General features: G+C 71.2%; 18 protein-coding genes. 8 read left to right on the top strand and 10 right to left on the bottom strand.

The genetic code is table 11. The features are described 5' to 3' along the window. Window positions 1-9 precede the first annotated feature (9 nt). On the bottom strand, window positions 10-1,086 hold the full coding sequence (locus Aut01nite_RS45000; protein ID WP_083999227.1) for a recombinase family protein: 1,077 nt from the start codon (window positions 1,084-1,086) through the stop codon (window positions 10-12). A 209-nt stretch (window positions 1,087-1,295) separates the two neighbouring features. On the opposite strand from Aut01nite_RS45000, the gene Aut01nite_RS37530 reads away from it, so the two are divergent. The 4 genes from Aut01nite_RS37530 (at window position 1,296) to Aut01nite_RS37545 (ending at window position 3,460) form a co-directional block, all read left to right on the top strand. Then, window positions 1,296-1,754, top strand: coding sequence for a hypothetical protein (locus tag Aut01nite_RS37530; protein ID WP_239124635.1), 459 nt, complete (start codon window positions 1,296-1,298; stop codon window positions 1,752-1,754). Then, window positions 1,751-1,942: a hypothetical protein gene (locus Aut01nite_RS37535; protein WP_043526781.1), complete on the top strand. Its 192-nt coding sequence runs from the start codon at window positions 1,751-1,753 to the stop codon at window positions 1,940-1,942. Before Aut01nite_RS37530 ends, Aut01nite_RS37535 begins: the two co-directional genes overlap by 4 nt. Window positions 1,943-2,058: 116 nt before the next feature. Next, window positions 2,059-2,439 (top strand): hypothetical protein, encoded by a 381-nt coding sequence (locus Aut01nite_RS37540; RefSeq protein ID WP_152628794.1) that lies wholly within the window; start codon window positions 2,059-2,061, stop codon window positions 2,437-2,439. Window positions 2,440-2,614: 175 nt separating this feature from the next. Further along, a complete protein-coding gene (locus Aut01nite_RS37545; protein WP_236642776.1) occupies window positions 2,615-3,460 on the top strand; it encodes a rhodanese-like domain-containing protein in 846 nt (281 codons plus the stop codon). A 14-nt stretch (window positions 3,461-3,474) separates the two neighbouring features. Here Aut01nite_RS37545 and Aut01nite_RS37550 read toward each other — a convergent pair whose 3' ends face one another. The 4 genes from Aut01nite_RS37550 to sigJ form a co-directional block, all read right to left on the bottom strand. Continuing rightward, window positions 3,475-4,359, bottom strand: a complete 885-nt coding sequence (locus Aut01nite_RS37550) for an LLM class flavin-dependent oxidoreductase (protein WP_043526778.1) — start codon at window positions 4,357-4,359, stop codon at window positions 3,475-3,477. Window positions 4,360-4,425: 66 nt separating this feature from the next. Further along, window positions 4,426-6,531 carry a hypothetical protein gene (locus tag Aut01nite_RS37555; protein ID WP_043526776.1) on the bottom strand — a complete coding sequence of 702 codons (2,106 nt, stop codon included), beginning with the start codon at window positions 6,529-6,531 and terminating at the stop codon, window positions 4,426-4,428. Between the two features lie 430 nt (window positions 6,532-6,961). Further along, complete coding sequence (locus Aut01nite_RS37560; protein ID WP_043526774.1) at window positions 6,962-8,059, bottom strand: NAD(P)/FAD-dependent oxidoreductase; 1,098 nt, start codon at window positions 8,057-8,059, stop codon at window positions 6,962-6,964. Window positions 8,060-8,135: 76 nt separating this feature from the next. After that, window positions 8,136-9,059: an RNA polymerase sigma factor SigJ gene (gene sigJ / locus Aut01nite_RS37565; RefSeq protein ID WP_204037889.1), complete on the bottom strand. Its 924-nt coding sequence runs from the start codon at window positions 9,057-9,059 to the stop codon at window positions 8,136-8,138. A gap of 24 nt (window positions 9,060-9,083) precedes the next feature. Between sigJ and Aut01nite_RS37570 the strand changes: the two genes are divergently transcribed. Beyond that, complete coding sequence (locus Aut01nite_RS37570) at window positions 9,084-9,893, top strand: GNAT family N-acetyltransferase (protein ID WP_043526772.1); 810 nt, start codon at window positions 9,084-9,086, stop codon at window positions 9,891-9,893. A gap of 114 nt (window positions 9,894-10,007) precedes the next feature. Here Aut01nite_RS37570 and Aut01nite_RS37575 read toward each other — a convergent pair whose 3' ends face one another. The 5 genes from Aut01nite_RS37575 to Aut01nite_RS37595 form a co-directional block, all read right to left on the bottom strand. Continuing rightward, the gene (locus tag Aut01nite_RS37575; RefSeq protein ID WP_152628793.1) at window positions 10,008-10,610 is read right to left on the bottom strand and encodes a hypothetical protein; all 603 of its coding nucleotides are present in this window, start codon (window positions 10,608-10,610) and stop codon (window positions 10,008-10,010) included. Window positions 10,611-10,713: 103 nt separating this feature from the next. Further along, window positions 10,714-11,022 (bottom strand): DUF1048 domain-containing protein, encoded by a 309-nt coding sequence (locus Aut01nite_RS37580; protein WP_043526769.1) that lies wholly within the window; start codon window positions 11,020-11,022, stop codon window positions 10,714-10,716. Between the two features lie 2 nt (window positions 11,023-11,024). Continuing rightward, window positions 11,025-11,381 (bottom strand): DUF1048 domain-containing protein, encoded by a 357-nt coding sequence (locus Aut01nite_RS37585; protein WP_043526767.1) that lies wholly within the window; start codon window positions 11,379-11,381, stop codon window positions 11,025-11,027. Continuing rightward, window positions 11,378-11,704: a PadR family transcriptional regulator gene (locus Aut01nite_RS37590; protein ID WP_043526766.1), complete on the bottom strand. Its 327-nt coding sequence runs from the start codon at window positions 11,702-11,704 to the stop codon at window positions 11,378-11,380. The genes Aut01nite_RS37585 and Aut01nite_RS37590 overlap by 4 nt, the downstream gene beginning before the upstream one ends. 163 nt (window positions 11,705-11,867) lie before the next feature. Then, complete coding sequence (locus Aut01nite_RS37595) at window positions 11,868-12,533, bottom strand: nucleoside/nucleotide kinase family protein (RefSeq protein WP_043526941.1); 666 nt, start codon at window positions 12,531-12,533, stop codon at window positions 11,868-11,870. Between the two features lie 284 nt (window positions 12,534-12,817). On the opposite strand from Aut01nite_RS37595, the gene Aut01nite_RS37600 reads away from it, so the two are divergent. The 3 genes from Aut01nite_RS37600 to Aut01nite_RS37610 all read left to right on the top strand — a co-directional run bounded on the left by Aut01nite_RS37600 (window position 12,818) and on the right by Aut01nite_RS37610 (window position 14,476). Then, window positions 12,818-13,027: a hypothetical protein gene (locus Aut01nite_RS37600; protein ID WP_043526764.1), complete on the top strand. Its 210-nt coding sequence runs from the start codon at window positions 12,818-12,820 to the stop codon at window positions 13,025-13,027. 303 nt (window positions 13,028-13,330) lie between these two features. Continuing rightward, window positions 13,331-13,801 carry a hypothetical protein gene (locus tag Aut01nite_RS37605; protein ID WP_052163913.1) on the top strand — a complete coding sequence of 157 codons (471 nt, stop codon included), beginning with the start codon at window positions 13,331-13,333 and terminating at the stop codon, window positions 13,799-13,801. A 21-nt stretch (window positions 13,802-13,822) separates the two neighbouring features. Then, on the top strand, window positions 13,823-14,476 hold the full coding sequence (locus Aut01nite_RS37610; protein WP_043526937.1) for a class I SAM-dependent methyltransferase: 654 nt from the start codon (window positions 13,823-13,825) through the stop codon (window positions 14,474-14,476). Window positions 14,477-14,569: the final 93 nt, after the last annotated feature.

A 14,569-nucleotide genomic window follows, 5' to 3' on the forward strand; every position in this document is an offset into this window, starting at 1 on the left:
ACCGTTCTATCAGTCGCCGGTCAGCTCTCCGGCGCGGCGATGAGGAGCTTGTCGTACTTCTCCAGCGGCAGCGGGCCCGGCAGCGTCGAGCGCTGGCTGACCGTCATGGGCTGCGTCCTGAACCAGTAGGGCGGTCCAGTACGGATCGGCGGCGCCGTCCTCGTCCTCTTCCCAGACGTCGACGGCTCGGCCGGTCAGATCGGTGATTGCGGTCGCGGCCGCCGTCTGGGCGGCCAGGATCGTGCGGCGCAGCCGGACCGATCCGGGCGGGTAATCATCGACGGGGATGACCTCGTCGGGCCCGGCCGGGTAGCGCGGGTGGGTCAGCTGCCAGCCGGTGCTGGTGTGGTCGAGGGTGAAGTCGCTGTGCTCCCACCAGGCGCCGGGATCGCGGGTGATCGGCGGTCGCGGCGCGGGCACCACCGTGGCGGTGTCGGTGCGGGCTTTCGCGCGGATCGCGGCGAGCTGCGGCACGTGGGTGTAGAGGGTGGAGCGGGATACCCCTAGCAGGGTGGCGATCGCCTTGACGCTGGCCTTCGGCTGCGTCAGCAGGGCAAGGGCGTGATCGATCTGCTCCGGGGTCATCGCCGGCGGTCGGCCGAGACGCTGGCCGCGGGCCTTGGCCGCAGCGACGCCGTCGCGGGTGTTCTCGATGATCAGCTCGCGGATGAACTCGGCCAGCGCGGCGAAGACGTGGAAGACGAGCCGGCCACCCGGGGTGGTGGTGTCGAGGGCTTCGTGCAGGCTCTTGAAGCCGATGCCGCGCCGGCGCAGCTCGACGGTCAGGGTGATCAGGTCTTGCAGCGAGCGGGCAAGCCGGTCGAGGCTCGGCACGACCAGGGTGTCGCCCTCGCGCAGATACGCCAGGCACGCGGTGAGCTCGGACCGGTCGGTGTTCTTGCCGGAGCGCTTGTCGGTGAAGATCTTCGCGCAGCCGGCCTTGGTGAGCGCGCGGATCTGCCGGTCGAGGTTCTGCTGCCGGGTGGAGACCCGGCCGTAGCCGACCAGGAAGCCGCCTGCGGCCGGGGCGGGGAACGGTTCAAGGACGTCGGCGTCGACGGAGAGGTCCGCAGCAGTCTCGGTCACCCGTCAAACGTACGAGAATCGTCCGCTCCCGGCGTTCTCGGACAGACCAGTTCCCGGACAGTTTCTCGGACACTTTCGAGGCCGGTGAAGATCCTCTCGCGTCTAGAAATGATCTTGTCCGGAAAACATTCGATTCCCGGACACTGCGACAGCCGCTCCACCTTGCGGTTCCCGCACAGCATTGCGATCATCGCAAATGAGTGCGCAAAATGTATGTCGTGAGTAGACGAGACATCTTCAGCGACCTGGCCGCGATCATGCACCCGATCCCGCGGCCCGAACCCGACGAGGAAGAGCACGACGGCTTCCTCGAAATGCGCGACCAAGCGGCCCGGGACCAGGAGCAGACGACCGAGATGCTGCGGCTGTCCTGGGAGGAGGGCCAGGTCGACCCGCTAATCTCCGCCCTCGGCGACGCCCGGCGGGCCAAGGAGCAGGCCGAGGAGCTGATCCGCGAGCTGCTCGCGTACGGCCGCGAGTTCGTCCAGCCCCGCCCCTACACTCTCGGTGACCTCGCCGCGGCCGCCGGCATGTCCATCTCCGGCGTGCGCACCGCCTACGGCCACCGCGACGTCGCCGCGGTCGCCGATGCCACCGGCGCCAAACCGCGCGAATGGCGAGCCCAGGACCCCGCCCCGGCCCGCGACGACGGCGAGGTGCCGGCATGAACGGAACCTGCATCTGCCGCTTCCGCTGGCCGCGGCTCTACGCCCTGATCGACGGCGTCCGGTACGAGGTCGAGCCCGCCGAGGCCGACACCCCGACCAGCGCGCTGTTCCGCGCCTGGTGCGCCGGCTGCGGCGCCGAGTACACCTACCCGTTCCGGACCGTCGCTGCGCAGACCCGCGCCGCCTGATCCTTCCCTCACATCGAGAATATTTTCATTGACGGGAATAGGTGCGTCATGGTAGACGCTGGTGCTTTCCGCGTAGCCGCAACCGTGGCTTGGGCAGTCGAGCATGAGGAGCCGATTTGACCAGCGTGGACTTTCACGCCCAGTGCGAGTCGTACGTCCGGATCTCGATCAAAGACCTCAACGGCAAGTACGGCGTCTACCTGGACACCGACCACCCCGACCAGCACCGATACCCCAACGTGAAGGTCGCCGCGTGCGAGCTCGCAGCCGGGCACCCGGGCGAGTGCGAGATGTTCGTGGAAGGCGAAGGCTCCGGCGGAGAGCCGTACCAGGGGTACTGGCTGGCCTGGCACCACCGCAGCAAGTACGACGAACTGCAGGACACCTACCGTTGGGCCATCCACTCCGCATGCTGCCCGGCACAGAGCCCGACCGGCTGGCACTGCAACCGCTACGCCAACCACGGCGGCGGGCACGCATTCAACATCGAAAACTGACGAAAATCGGCAGGGACTCCGGCTCAAGTACCGGCGATCGGCGATCGGTTCTCCAGAGCTGGGGTCCCTGCTGCGCAGCGCGGGCACCCGGCGTCAACGCCGCCGATTCCCTGAAAGACCAAGATCACCCTTAGCGGGACTCTCCCGAACGTTAGTCCCCGAGCGCCAAGTACGAGTGTTCCCCGCCCACGGCGCCGGATCCGCCTGCGGCAAGAACCTGTCCACCGAACGCCAGTCCACCATCGGCGAACAGCGCCGCACCAACTACGCCTGCGCCCCGATGAGCGTCGAGCAGTTCCGCGCCCTGGTCACCGCCGGACAGCCCGCCGCCCCCGGCTACTTCGCCTTCGACGCCGCCCTCAACCGCCAGGCCCGCAACCTGTTCGACCACACCACCGGCCCCCAGGCGCTGACCGTCACCGACTTCGCGGCCGCCCGCACCGCCGGCGCCATCGTCATCGACGCCCGCGACCCGCACGACTACGCCGCCGGACACCTCAAGGGGGCGCTGAACATCCCCGCCGACGGCCGGTTCGCCGAAACCGCCGGCACCGTCGCCCAGCCCGGCGACCGGCTGCTCGTGGTCGCCGACCCCGACCGTGCCGAAGAGATCGTCATCCGCCTCGCCCGCATCGGCTTCGACCAGGTCCTCGGCTACCTGAACGAACCCGAGACCGCCCTGCCGCAGATGGCATCCGAACTCACCCGCGCCAGCCGGGTCACCGCCGACGACCTGCGCACCGCCCTCGACAGCCCGCAGCCACCCGTGATCCTCGACGTCCGCACCGCCGGCGAACGCGAACACGGCGCCATCGACGGCTCGACGCATATCCCCCTGGCCGAACTGTCCCGCCGCCTCACCGAGATCCCCACCGACCGGCCAGTCGTCATGCACTGCGCCGGCGGCTACCGCTCCTCCGTCGCCGCCAGCCTGCTGCGCGCCACCGGCCACCCCGACGTCTCCGACCTGCTCGGCGGATACGCCGCCTGGCAGCTCACCACCGCACCGGCCGCCGTCTAACCCGCTGTCACTCCTCACGCGTTCTGGTCGACGAGGCGGGACAGGGTGTACCGGTTGGCGGGGCGGGGCAGGCCGAGCGTCTCCCGCAGGGTGCGGCGGGCCGGCGGGGGTGGCCCGATCGCGGCCGCCACGGCGGGCAGGTCCGCGCCGGTGACGGCGGCCCGCAGGCGCACACCGTCCACCACTCCCGCCAGCCGGTCCAGCAGCCGCACGTCGAGGGCGTCGACGTCGGCGAACACCAGCCGGGCGCCGTCGGCGCGGGCCCGGACCGCCCGGCCGGCGATCTCGTCGGCTCCCTCGGCCGCGACCAGGGCGATGTCGAGCCGGCCGGTCACCGCGAGGGTGTCCGCGCCGGCCACGACCAGCTGCCCCTGCGGTGGCCGAGGCGTGATCAGCGGGCCGGTCACCGAGAACCGGGCGCCGGTGAAGTCCACGTGATGCACCCGGTCCGGGTCGAGGAACCGGCCGGTCGCGGTGTCCCGGATGATCGCGTCGTCCTCCCACGAATCCCACAGCCGGCGGGCCACGTCGATCACGTCGTCGACCTCGCGCCGCAGGTCGTCGCCCGTCACGGGCGGTTCGCCGACGGAGGCGAACGCGGCCGGGCTGCTGTCCGCGCCGACCAGCCACCCGGCCCGGCCTTGCGACGCGTGATCCAGGGAGGCGAGCTGGGTGGCCAGATGGAACGGTTCGGTCACGGTGGCGTGCAGTTGCGGCAGGATGCCGATCCGGGAGGTACGCCGGGACAGGAACGCCGCCCGCACCCCGGCCTCGATCCCGGCGGGAACGGGGGAGTCGGTCAGGGTGACGAAAGCGAAGCCGGCCGCCTCGGCGGCCAGCACCCGGTCCTCGACGTCCTCGCCGGTCACGTCGAGCGCGAGATGCAGCCGCTGCGTCATGGATGGACTCCCCGTGTTCCCGTCAGACCCTGTAAAGCCTATCTGCAAAATATGAATTGGTGGGGGTCACATGTGTGACACGGCGCGGGTCCTGCGGGTGGCCCGCCGGTAGGAATCCGGGTCGATCAGGCCACGGCCGTCCCGCGCCGACGCGATCAACGGCGGCACCAGCGCCGGATCCAGGACGTCGCCCGCCCCGGCGTGCGGATCGGCGCCGGCCTCGATCAACGCGGTGATCAGCTCGAACGGCCAGTCCTCCACCACCGCGTACGCCAGCGCGGTCCGGCCCTGCCGGTCCGGGGCGTCGACCGGTGCCCCGGCGGCCAGCAACGCCGGCAGCAGCCCGGGCCCGAACGCGCCCACCCGGTGGATCAGGGCCCGGCCCGCGCCGTCGCGGATCATCGGATCCATCCCGGCGTCGAGCAGCTCCAGCACCGCCCGGGTGCCGCCGTGCAGCATCCGCTGCCACAGATCGGCCCGCGCCTGCCGCAGCCGTCGCGGCAACCGTCCCTGCGGCCCCGACCAGCCCTGCGTGGCCGCGAAACAACCACTCGGCGCCCCACCGAACGCCCGCATCGCCTGCTCCCGGGCGATCTCGCCGTCACTGTGAGCGGCCAGCGACAGCCACCCGGCCCGCTCCCGCACCTCATGCCGGCCGTCCTGACACCGCACCAGCACCACCCGCGTCCCCGCCGGCACCACCCGGGCGCCGTCCCGCATCCCATGCCGGTCGTCCTGACACCGGACCGGCACCACCGGCGTCCCCGCCGGCGCCGGCCGGGCACCGGCCCGCACCTCATGTCGGTCGTCCTGATGCCCGGCCGGCGCCACCCGGGCGCCGGCCCGTACCTCACCCTGGTCGTCCTGACATCGGACTGGCACCACCGGCACCTCCGTCCGCGCCGGCCGGGCGTCATCCCGCATCTCACGCGGGTCGTCCTGACACCGGACCGGCACCACCGGCGTCCCCGCCGGTGCCGGCCGGGCACCGGCCCATACCTCACACTGGTCGTCCTGATGCCGGGCCGGCACCACCGGCGTGTCCGTCGGCGCCGGGCGAGCGCCGTCCCGCGTCTCCGCCGGTCCCGGCCGGGCGACGGCCCGCAGGCGGTGCCCGGGTTCGCGCTCGCCGGCCCGGGCCGGCCACCGCGCGGGGAACAGCGCCGCCCGCACCAGCGGATGCAACTCCGCAGAATCGATCATGTCGTGCCGCAGCAGCTGAAGATCGGCGGAGAAACCCACCTGCGCCGGATGCAGCCACGGCAGCCCGGCAGCAGGCTCCTGCTGCACGATGACGGCCCGGACCGTGTCACCGCCGACCTCCACACGGATCGCCGAGCCGTCGCGCGGATACCGCATCATCCAATGCGGGCGGCCGGTCAGCGCGGCCAGACGGCGCGCCTCCGCGGTCAGCCGCCACGGGTCGACGACCGCGGCGACCTGCCGCCACCGCGGCGCCGGCCACTCGTCCCCGGTCAGCGCCTCGGCCGGCAGCAGTCCTGCCTCCTGCCACTGCGGCCCGATGGCCCGGCGCCACCGCGGCGCCGGCCGCCCGTCTCCGGTCGGTGCCTCTCCCCGCGACTGCGGCCCGGCGGCCCGGGTCAGCCAGGCTCGCTCGGCCCGGGCCGGGCCGTCGTCATCACACCCCAGCGCGGCCACCGGCAGCAGGCCGCCGTCCGCCGCGAAGAACGGGATCCGCCGGCCGTCACCGCCGACCGCGGCGCGCACCTCACCGGCCCGGCGGGCATCCCACTGGTAGGGCGCCAGCCACACCGTCCGCAACGGATCCAGACTGCCGGCCCGGATCGGCCGCAACCGCATCCGCTGCGGCGCGTACACCTCCGGCGGGGTCCGCACCGCCAGCACCGGTGTGTCCGGCCCGAACGGCGCGTCCGGCGTCAGCACGAGATCGAGATCGGTGGCGATCGTGGTGTGCCCGCCACCCGCTCGGGGCGCGTGCCAGCGCAGCAGATCCGGGGCGAACCCGCCCAGCGTGTCAGCGCACCAGGACGCCGGGCTCACCGACCCGGCCACGACTCCGGCGGCCTCGCAGGCCCGCCGCCAGTCACCACGCTCCCGCGCCGCCGTGCACTCGGCGACCATCCACTCCGGCACGGCATAGTGCCGGATCCGCTGCCAGCGGCGCAGCGCCGCCCGTTCCCGCCCCGTCATGCCGCGAACACTAGAGACACCCCCCGACATTTTCCCGCGGCCGGTCAGGAGACCGGCGGGGCTGGTCAGGACAACGGCCCGGAAACGGCCCGTCAGGAGACCGGAGACGGCCGGCCGGGACAACGGCGGGGCCGGGCGCAGCGTCACCACGCCTGGAAGACGGCCCGCCTCGGACTCCCGGGCCGGCCAGGGCGACGTCCGAGAGGTACGGCAACGACGCCCCCGCGTCACCGACCGACCGGCCGCCCCGCCCGCTCGAGCCGCTGCGGCCCTCCCGACAGACCCCCGGCCAGCGCCGCCGGCACGGTGGCCACCGCGCTCGGGCCCCGTACACCGGCAGTGTCCTTGATCGTCACGCCGGGTCTTCCGGCAGGCCCGCACCCGGCGCAAGGTTCGGCGATCACCCTCGCGGCGGCGCCGGGCCGGCAGGTCAGCGGGGGACCGGCGCGGCCGCGGTGACCTGCCTGCGCACGGCCGGCAGCATCAGCGTGGGATGGCCGATGCTCCAGCCCGCGCCCGCGCACACCATCTCCTTGAACCGGGCCGCCACCCGGCCGGTCAGCGCGGTCGGCAACGCCCGGTCGTCGGCGGTGACGAGCTGGATGATGCCGTCGCGGCGACCCAGGCTGATGCACTGGCTGAAATAGCGGATCGTGTTCTTCGGCACGGCGCCGCCGGTCAGCCGGGCGGCGATCGCGTCGGCGGCCTGCCAGGCCATCGGAATGCCGGAGGCGCACGACATCCGCAGCGGTCTGCCGCCGGGACCGTCAGCGATCGCGGCGTCACCGACGGCGTACACGTCCGGGTGCGACACCGACCGCATCGACGCGTCCACCACGATCCGGCCGCCGCCGGCGACCGTCAGGCCGCTGTCCGCGGCGATCGGGTGCACCCCGAAACCGGTCGCCCACACGGTCACGTCCGCAGCCGTGGTGCCGGGGGCGACGACGGTGATGCCGAGCCGGGCGGTGACCGTGTGGAGGTGTTCGCGGGCCTTCGCGCCGAGCCAGTCGCCGTACTCGCCGCGCACGGCGATCGTGACGGTCAGGTCCGGGCGGGCCTCGGCGATCTCGGTGGCCGCCTCGATCCCGGTCAGGCCGCCGCCGACGATCTGCACCGTACCGCCGGCGGGCAGTTCCCGCAGCCGGTCGCGCAGCCGCAGCGCGGCCGGTTCGCTGGCGACGTGGTGGGCTTCGCCGGTCACCGTGGCGGTGCTGCCGAGCGCGTACACCAGAGTGTCGTAGCCGAGTTCACCGCTGGTCAGGGTCACGGTGTGGCGGTTCGGGTCGACGGCGGTGACGTGCTCGGTGCGTACCGACACGTGCGTCGCCGCGAACACGTCACGCAACGCGCGGCGGCGCACCGGCTGCCCCACGGCGACCTGATGCAGGCGCACCCGCTGCACGAAATCGGGCTCGGCACTGACCAGGGTGATCTCGGCGCCGGACGGGTGCAGGCGGCGGGCCAGGCGGCCGGCGGCGTGCGTGCCGGCGTACCCGGCGCCGAGGACGACGATGCGGTGGGTCATGGGTGGCTCCTCATCCGGTACGGGAAGTGCGACACCTCCTGAACCGGGCAGCCCGGTGATTGCTGACAGGCCGCCGCTATGACCTGGACCACTCCCGGTTCAGGTGCGCCAGCTTCTCCGGGTTCGCCTGCACGTGCAGCGCGGCGATCCGGCCGTCCCCGGCCACACTCAGGCACACCACCGCGGCGACCCGGCCGGCTGCCGTGATCACGATGGCGGGACCGGCGTTGACGACCGCCGCGTGCATGCCGACCTCGGCGCCGGCCGGCAGGAACCGCTCGGCCATCCCCGGCTGCACCAGGCCGCGCAGGAACCGGGCGATCATCAGCGCGCCGACCATCGGGGTACGGCGGGCCGGGAAGTGGCCGCCACCGTCGGCGATGTTCACCGCGTCCGCCGCCAGCAGTCGCACCAACGGCTCGACCTGCCCGCTCATCGTCGCCGCCAGGAACTCCTCGGCCACCCGCCGGGCCGCCGCCGCGTCCGGGAACTCCCGCACCCGGCCGGCGGCGGACACGTGCTCCCGGGCCCGCCGGTAGATCTGCTGACAGTTCGCCTCGGACAACTCCAGCATCGCGGCGATCTCCGCATGCCGGAAGCCGAACGCCTCCCGCAGCACGAACACCACCCGCTCGTTCGGTGACAGCCGCTCCAGCACCGTCAGCACCGCCATCGACACGGCATCGCGCTGCTCGGCCGTCTCCGCCGGGCCCAGCATCCGGTCCCCGGCCGGCAGCGGCTCCGGCAGCCACTGCCCCACATACGTCTCCCGGCGGGCCCGCGCCGACGTCAGCTGATTACGGCAGATGTTGGTCAGCACCGTGGTCAGCCACGCCACCGGAGTCTCGATCGACTCCCGGTCGGCGGCCTGCCAGCGCAGGAACGTGTCCTGCACGGCGTCCTCGGCGTCACCGGCCGACCCCAGCAGCCGGTAGGCGATCGCTTCCAGCCGCCCCCGCGACTGCTCGAACACGGCCACATCACCGGCACTCACCACCATGATGGGCACGATAGTGTGCCGGGCATGGCGGCGATCACCCGGCGGCACCTGACCCCGTCCGCGACCGGCCCGGCGCTGCGGGCCCTGGCGGCCTGGACCCCCGCCGATGCGCCCGGCGGCGGCCTGCACCCCGGCGACGTGGGCTGGCACCTGCGCTTCGACGACGCCGGCGTGCTGCTGTGGAGCTGCGACGACGTACCGGTGACGGTGGGTGTCCTCGACGGGACCGTGCTGCACGTGACCACCGCGCCCGGCGCCGACCTCGCCACCCTCGCCGCCGACGCGGTGGACCTCGGCGCGGACGCCGTCGCCGGTGTGTCCATCCCCGGCTGGGAACCGGTCGCCGACCAGCGGTGGGTGGTGCTGTCCTGGGCGCCGCGGCCGGTGACCAGCCGGGCCGTGCCGGTGACCGCCGCCGACGTCGCCGACCGGGTGCTGGTGCAGCGGGCCGCGTTCACCGGATCCACGTTCACGGTCGACCGCTGGCACACGATGAAACAGTCCCCGGCCGGCGACCTCGCCGTCGACGTGCTGGTGCGCACCCCCGCCGGCGAACCGGCCGCGGCGGCGACCGGCTGGTTCGCCGGGCCCGGCCGGTGCGGGCTGCTCGAGCCGGTCGGCACCCACGACCGGCATCGCGGCCACGGGTACGGCCGGGACGCGGTGCTGGGCGCGTGCGCGGCCCTCACCGGACGGGGCGCCAGCGCGGTCGCCGTGGTGACCCCGGCGGACAACCAGGCGGCGGTCGCGCTGTACCGGTCGGCCGGCTTCACCGTCGTCCGAGAGAACCTTGACCGGGTACGGCCGGACCGAACCGTCGCGGCACCACACTGACCGGCAGTTCCCGGCGGTGTTTCCCGGTGGCGATGAGCGGTGAGAGGTCCGGCGGCATCGTGCTTCCGGGAGCCTCGGGACGGTGCACCGCGTCGTCGGCCACGGGTGGATCGGTCAGCAGGCGGGGAGGCCGGGGACCTCGTTGTCGCTGGTGAAAGTGATCGGCCGTTCGAGCGGGAGATCACGGGTGGTGGCGATGCCCAGCCAGCTCACCCGGAACCGGAGGACATCGATGGTCATGAAGCTACTCTTCGCCATGGTCGGCTGGCACGTCATGGTCAGCGACCAGGGGACGCTCGCCTCCTCGCCGGGGGCGAGCGTCACCTGGTTCCGGGCGGTCGCCGGCTCGCCGAAGCCGGGGACGCCCGGTACGAAGGTGACCTGCTGACCGGAGAGCCATCCGACCGTGTCGACGTCGAGGCCGTGCAGGGTGAAGGGCAGGTGACCGTCGTTGCGGACGCTGAAGGTGGCGGTCACCGTCGCGGCGTGCCTGCCCCGTACCACCATCCGGGTCTCCGTCACGCCGTCGTCGGCCCACGACATGCCCTCCCCGGGACCGATCACGCTGCCCTCGCCCATCCGAGGGTTGCCCCACCATACGAAGGTGGCGCCGGCCGCGGCGACGAGCACGACAGCGGCGATCACCCACCGGCGGCGCCGCTTCGGCCGCGGGCGTGGATCGGTCACCGCCGTCGTGCTGCCGTCCGTCGTTGCCATTCTGATCTCCCTGTGCCCGTGGGCTCCGCCGTGGGAGATCATGCCGTACGGGGCGCAGCCGGTTCCGGGATCACCGATATTCTGTTTCCGGCGCGCTCGACGATCATGTCGATGTGGTGGCCTCCCGGTGGACGTCGGCGTAGGTGGGCGCATCCTTGATCAGGCCGTCGGCGAACGCGGCGACGTCGGTGCCGATCAGCTCCACGACCCCCTTGCCGTCGGCGGCGCCCTCGGCGAAGAAGTCGACGATGCCCGGCAGCAGCTGATCGCCGGCGAGAGTGACCGGGCCGACCTTGAACAGGTACTTCTGGATCTCGGTGTAGACGATCCGGTAATCCGGCGGCAGCGCCTTCACCCGGGCCATGTGCGCCCGCCACTGCTTCTTGCCCTCGATGATGTCGCGGATCCCCACGGTCAGCCTCCCAGCCGGGCGAGTTCACGGGCGACGGTGCTGTTCAACTGCTCCCGCCACCGGTCGCGGTAGGTACGGGCGCCCGCACCGCCGGCCAGCGCCGCGCAGAAGCCGGGGATGTCGTCGCCGAGGACCTCCACGACGCTCCGGCCCTCGGCGGCGGCCTGCTCCAGCAGGCTCAGGGCGGTGTCGGCGATCGGGGTCAGGTTGCGGCCGGTGAAATCCCCGTACCCGAAGAGATTGCTCGTGATCTGCGCCCAGGCGGCCCGGTGATCGGCCGGCAGGGCCTGCGCCCGGACCTCGAACGCCTTCCACTCCCTGGTGAGATCGTTGCCGGTGATGGTCTCCCAGAAACTCATCGGGCGTCCTCCCTGAGCTTGTCGATACGGGCGGAGACGTACTGCCACTTCGCCCAGAACGTCGCCAGCTCGGCACGGCCGGCGTCGTTGAGCGAGTAGAACTTGCGGGGCGGGCCCACCTCGGACGGTCGTTTCTGCACCTGGACCAGACCGTTGCGTTCCAGGCGCAGCAGGATGGTGTAGACGGTGCCGTCGATGACGTCGGTGAAGCCCAGGTCGTTGAGGCGGCGGGTGATCGCGTAACCGTAGGTCTCCTCGTCGCTGATGATCTGCAGGACACAGCCTTCGAGGGTGCCCTTCAGCATCTCGGTCAGATCTTCCATCGCGTTTCCCTCCGTCCCGGTACCTCGTAGCACCGGGTACCGCTATACGGTAACACCGAATAGCGGTACCCGGTAGTACCGAGTAGTGGTTCGGTTTCGGATCGGGCGTACCGCCGCTCACTCGGAAACGCCAGGAGAATCGTTCTGACAGAACCGGTTCCCCTCACTCTCCCCGCAGGATGCGAGGCGCCGCGAAGTTCCGGTTGTCCACGACGATGTCGGCCCGGTGGGCGGGATGCACGTCAGCCAGATAGAGCTGCTCGCCCGGCAGGTAATAGGTGCGGTAGCGGGTGGCCGCCGCCTCGGCCGACGTCATCCAGGCCTGATCCCGGATCGTGCCGCGGCGCAGAACGTCGTCGGGGCCGATGTGGAGATAGACGCACAGATCCCAATGCGGCGACAGGGCCGGCTTCTGCAGGAACCCGCCGTCGGCGACCAGGATCAGATCGTCGGGGGCATGGTGGAGCCCGGAGTCGATGGGGGTACGGCCGCTGAGGTCCATGACCTGCGTGCGATAGCGGCGATCGCCGCCGGGACCGAGCGGGATCAGCAACTCGTCGCGGATCGCGTCGACGTCGAACATCTCGAAGTAGTAGCTCTCCGGAGAACCGGCGGGGTAGGTCGTCCGCCTGTCGACATGCCGTTTGAAGTGGTCGATCATGACGCGGGCGACGGGACGGGCGGTCCGGGCGCGCAGCGTGTCCGCGAGAGCGTCGGCCAGGGTGGTCTTGCCGGCCGCGGAGTGCCCGTCGATCCCCACCCGCGTGGGATGGCCCAGCCGCTGCGCGAGGATCCGGTCGGCCAGAACGTCCAGTACCCGTTGTCGCATCGTCCCGCGCTCCTCCACCGTGAAGCCACCTTCATGATCAACTAGCGTCTCGCCGCGTGAATATCGTGAGAGTCGCCTCCGCCGTGCTGATCGGGGTTTCCCTGATGGGTCTCGCCGCGTGCGGCGAGGACACTCCGGCGGCCCCGACCGGCCACCACCGCCGCCGCGCCCTCTGACAAGGAGATCTGTACGGCCGCGGGGAAGACTACGGTAACGGGCTGAGCGCCCTGGCGGCGAAAGCCACCAACGGGGGAGCCGACCTTCCACTCGCCGAGAGCAAGAAGGTGCTCAACGACCTCGCGGCCTCCCTCACCAAGGCCGCCGGCAGCAGTGCCACCGCGAAGGCGATCAAGAACCTCGCCGTCGCCGCGGGCAAGGCCGCCCAGGACCCGGCCAATCCGATCGGCGAGTACGACAACAACGCCGCCTCCACCGCGGCCCGCACAGCGGTCAACACGGCCTGCGAGGCTCTCGGCGTCGACCTCGCCCTCTGAGCCGATCGCGCCCTTCCGGCCGAGGCGCGACAGTAGCCGAGCCCGTCCGCGACTTCAGCACTCGCGCGCATGTCCACCGAACTCAACGCCCTGGTCACCCAGTTCCGCTCCTGACCGCAGCAGCCAGTCTGGTTGCCGAGTTCCGAGCAGCAGCCGCCGAGGCGTCCGTCCGCCCTGATTACTGGATTTTCATTAACGGTAATCCAATAATCGCGAGAAACGCCCAAAACAGACATATACCCGGCTACACCATAAGGTCCGCTATGGTGTATTCCTGTGGCGGCAGTAGGACCTCATGAAAGGTTGTCGCTGTCCTGGAAAGCCGTCTATCCCGAGGAGGCCATCAACGGCCACAGGGCCTTCATCGCCCGCCGCTGCGGCCTGCGGCCCAGTGAGGAATACCGCCACCCCAGCGACCCGGAATGGGATGAGTTCCTCGGCCACTTCGAGCGTCGCCGCCTTGCCCTCGGCGACTGCGGGCGCGCATACGGGACCAGCTGTATTCACGAGCACAGCTGCGTTCGCTGCCCGCTCCTTCGCGTTGATCCTGAACAGCGGCAACGCCTGATCGAGACCCGCGACAACCTCTCCGCTCGCATCGCAGAAGCGGAACGTGAAGGCTGGCTCGGCGAAGCCGAAGGACTCCGCGTCAGCCTTGGCGCCGCCAAGGAAAAGCTCGCCCAGACAGACGACACCCTTCAACGCCGAGCAGCAGCCGTCGAGCTCGGTATGCCTGCCTTCCCCAACGTCGTGGCACGCACCGTTACGACGTGATCATCGACTACCGTGCCGGTCATGAGCGCGGACAACTGGTTGGCCGATACCCGAACCTCCTACGACACGGTCGCCGTCAACTATGCCAACCAAGTTCGCAACGCCCTTTCCGAGCTCCAGTACCTACGCGCGGCTCTCATGTTGTTCGCCGACGGTGTGCGTGCTGCGGGTGGCGGCCCAGTAGCAGACATCGGCTGCGGGCCCGGACAAATCACCGCCCACCTGCACGAACTCGGTCTCGATGCCTTCGGTGTCGACCTATCCCCAGGAATGATCGCCGTCGCCCGGCACGACCACCCGCACCTCCGGTTCGCGGTGGGCTCGATGACGAACCTGAGCCTCCAGGCTGCCTCACTGGCCGGTCTGCTCGCATGGCAGTCGTTGATCCACATACCCGACGAGGAGGTACCGACCGTCTTCGAGCACTTTCATCGAGTCCTGCGTCCAGGTGGACTGTTGCAACTTCTGTTTCACACGGGCGACAGGTCACGACTGAAGACCGAAGGCTACGGCGGCCACCCGATGAAGGTTTACGTTCACCGTCGCCAACCAGACAAGGTTGCCGCCTGGTTGCGTGACACCGGGTTCAAGGTCGAGGCCCAGTTCCTGCTCAGCAGTCCGGATGAGGAAGTCTCACACGCGGTTCTCTTCGCACGTCGTAAGCCTCACGAGTAGTTCAGAGAAGGCACTGGGGCAAGGTGGTTGCGGCGGAACCAGCCGATCTGGCCCTCGACGCCGCCTTTCTCGTGGGCGCCTTCGATGCCTGGG

The sequence above is a fragment of the Actinoplanes utahensis genome (assembly GCF_016862455.1).
Taxonomy (GTDB): Bacteria; Actinomycetota; Actinomycetes; order Mycobacteriales; family Micromonosporaceae; genus Actinoplanes; species Actinoplanes utahensis.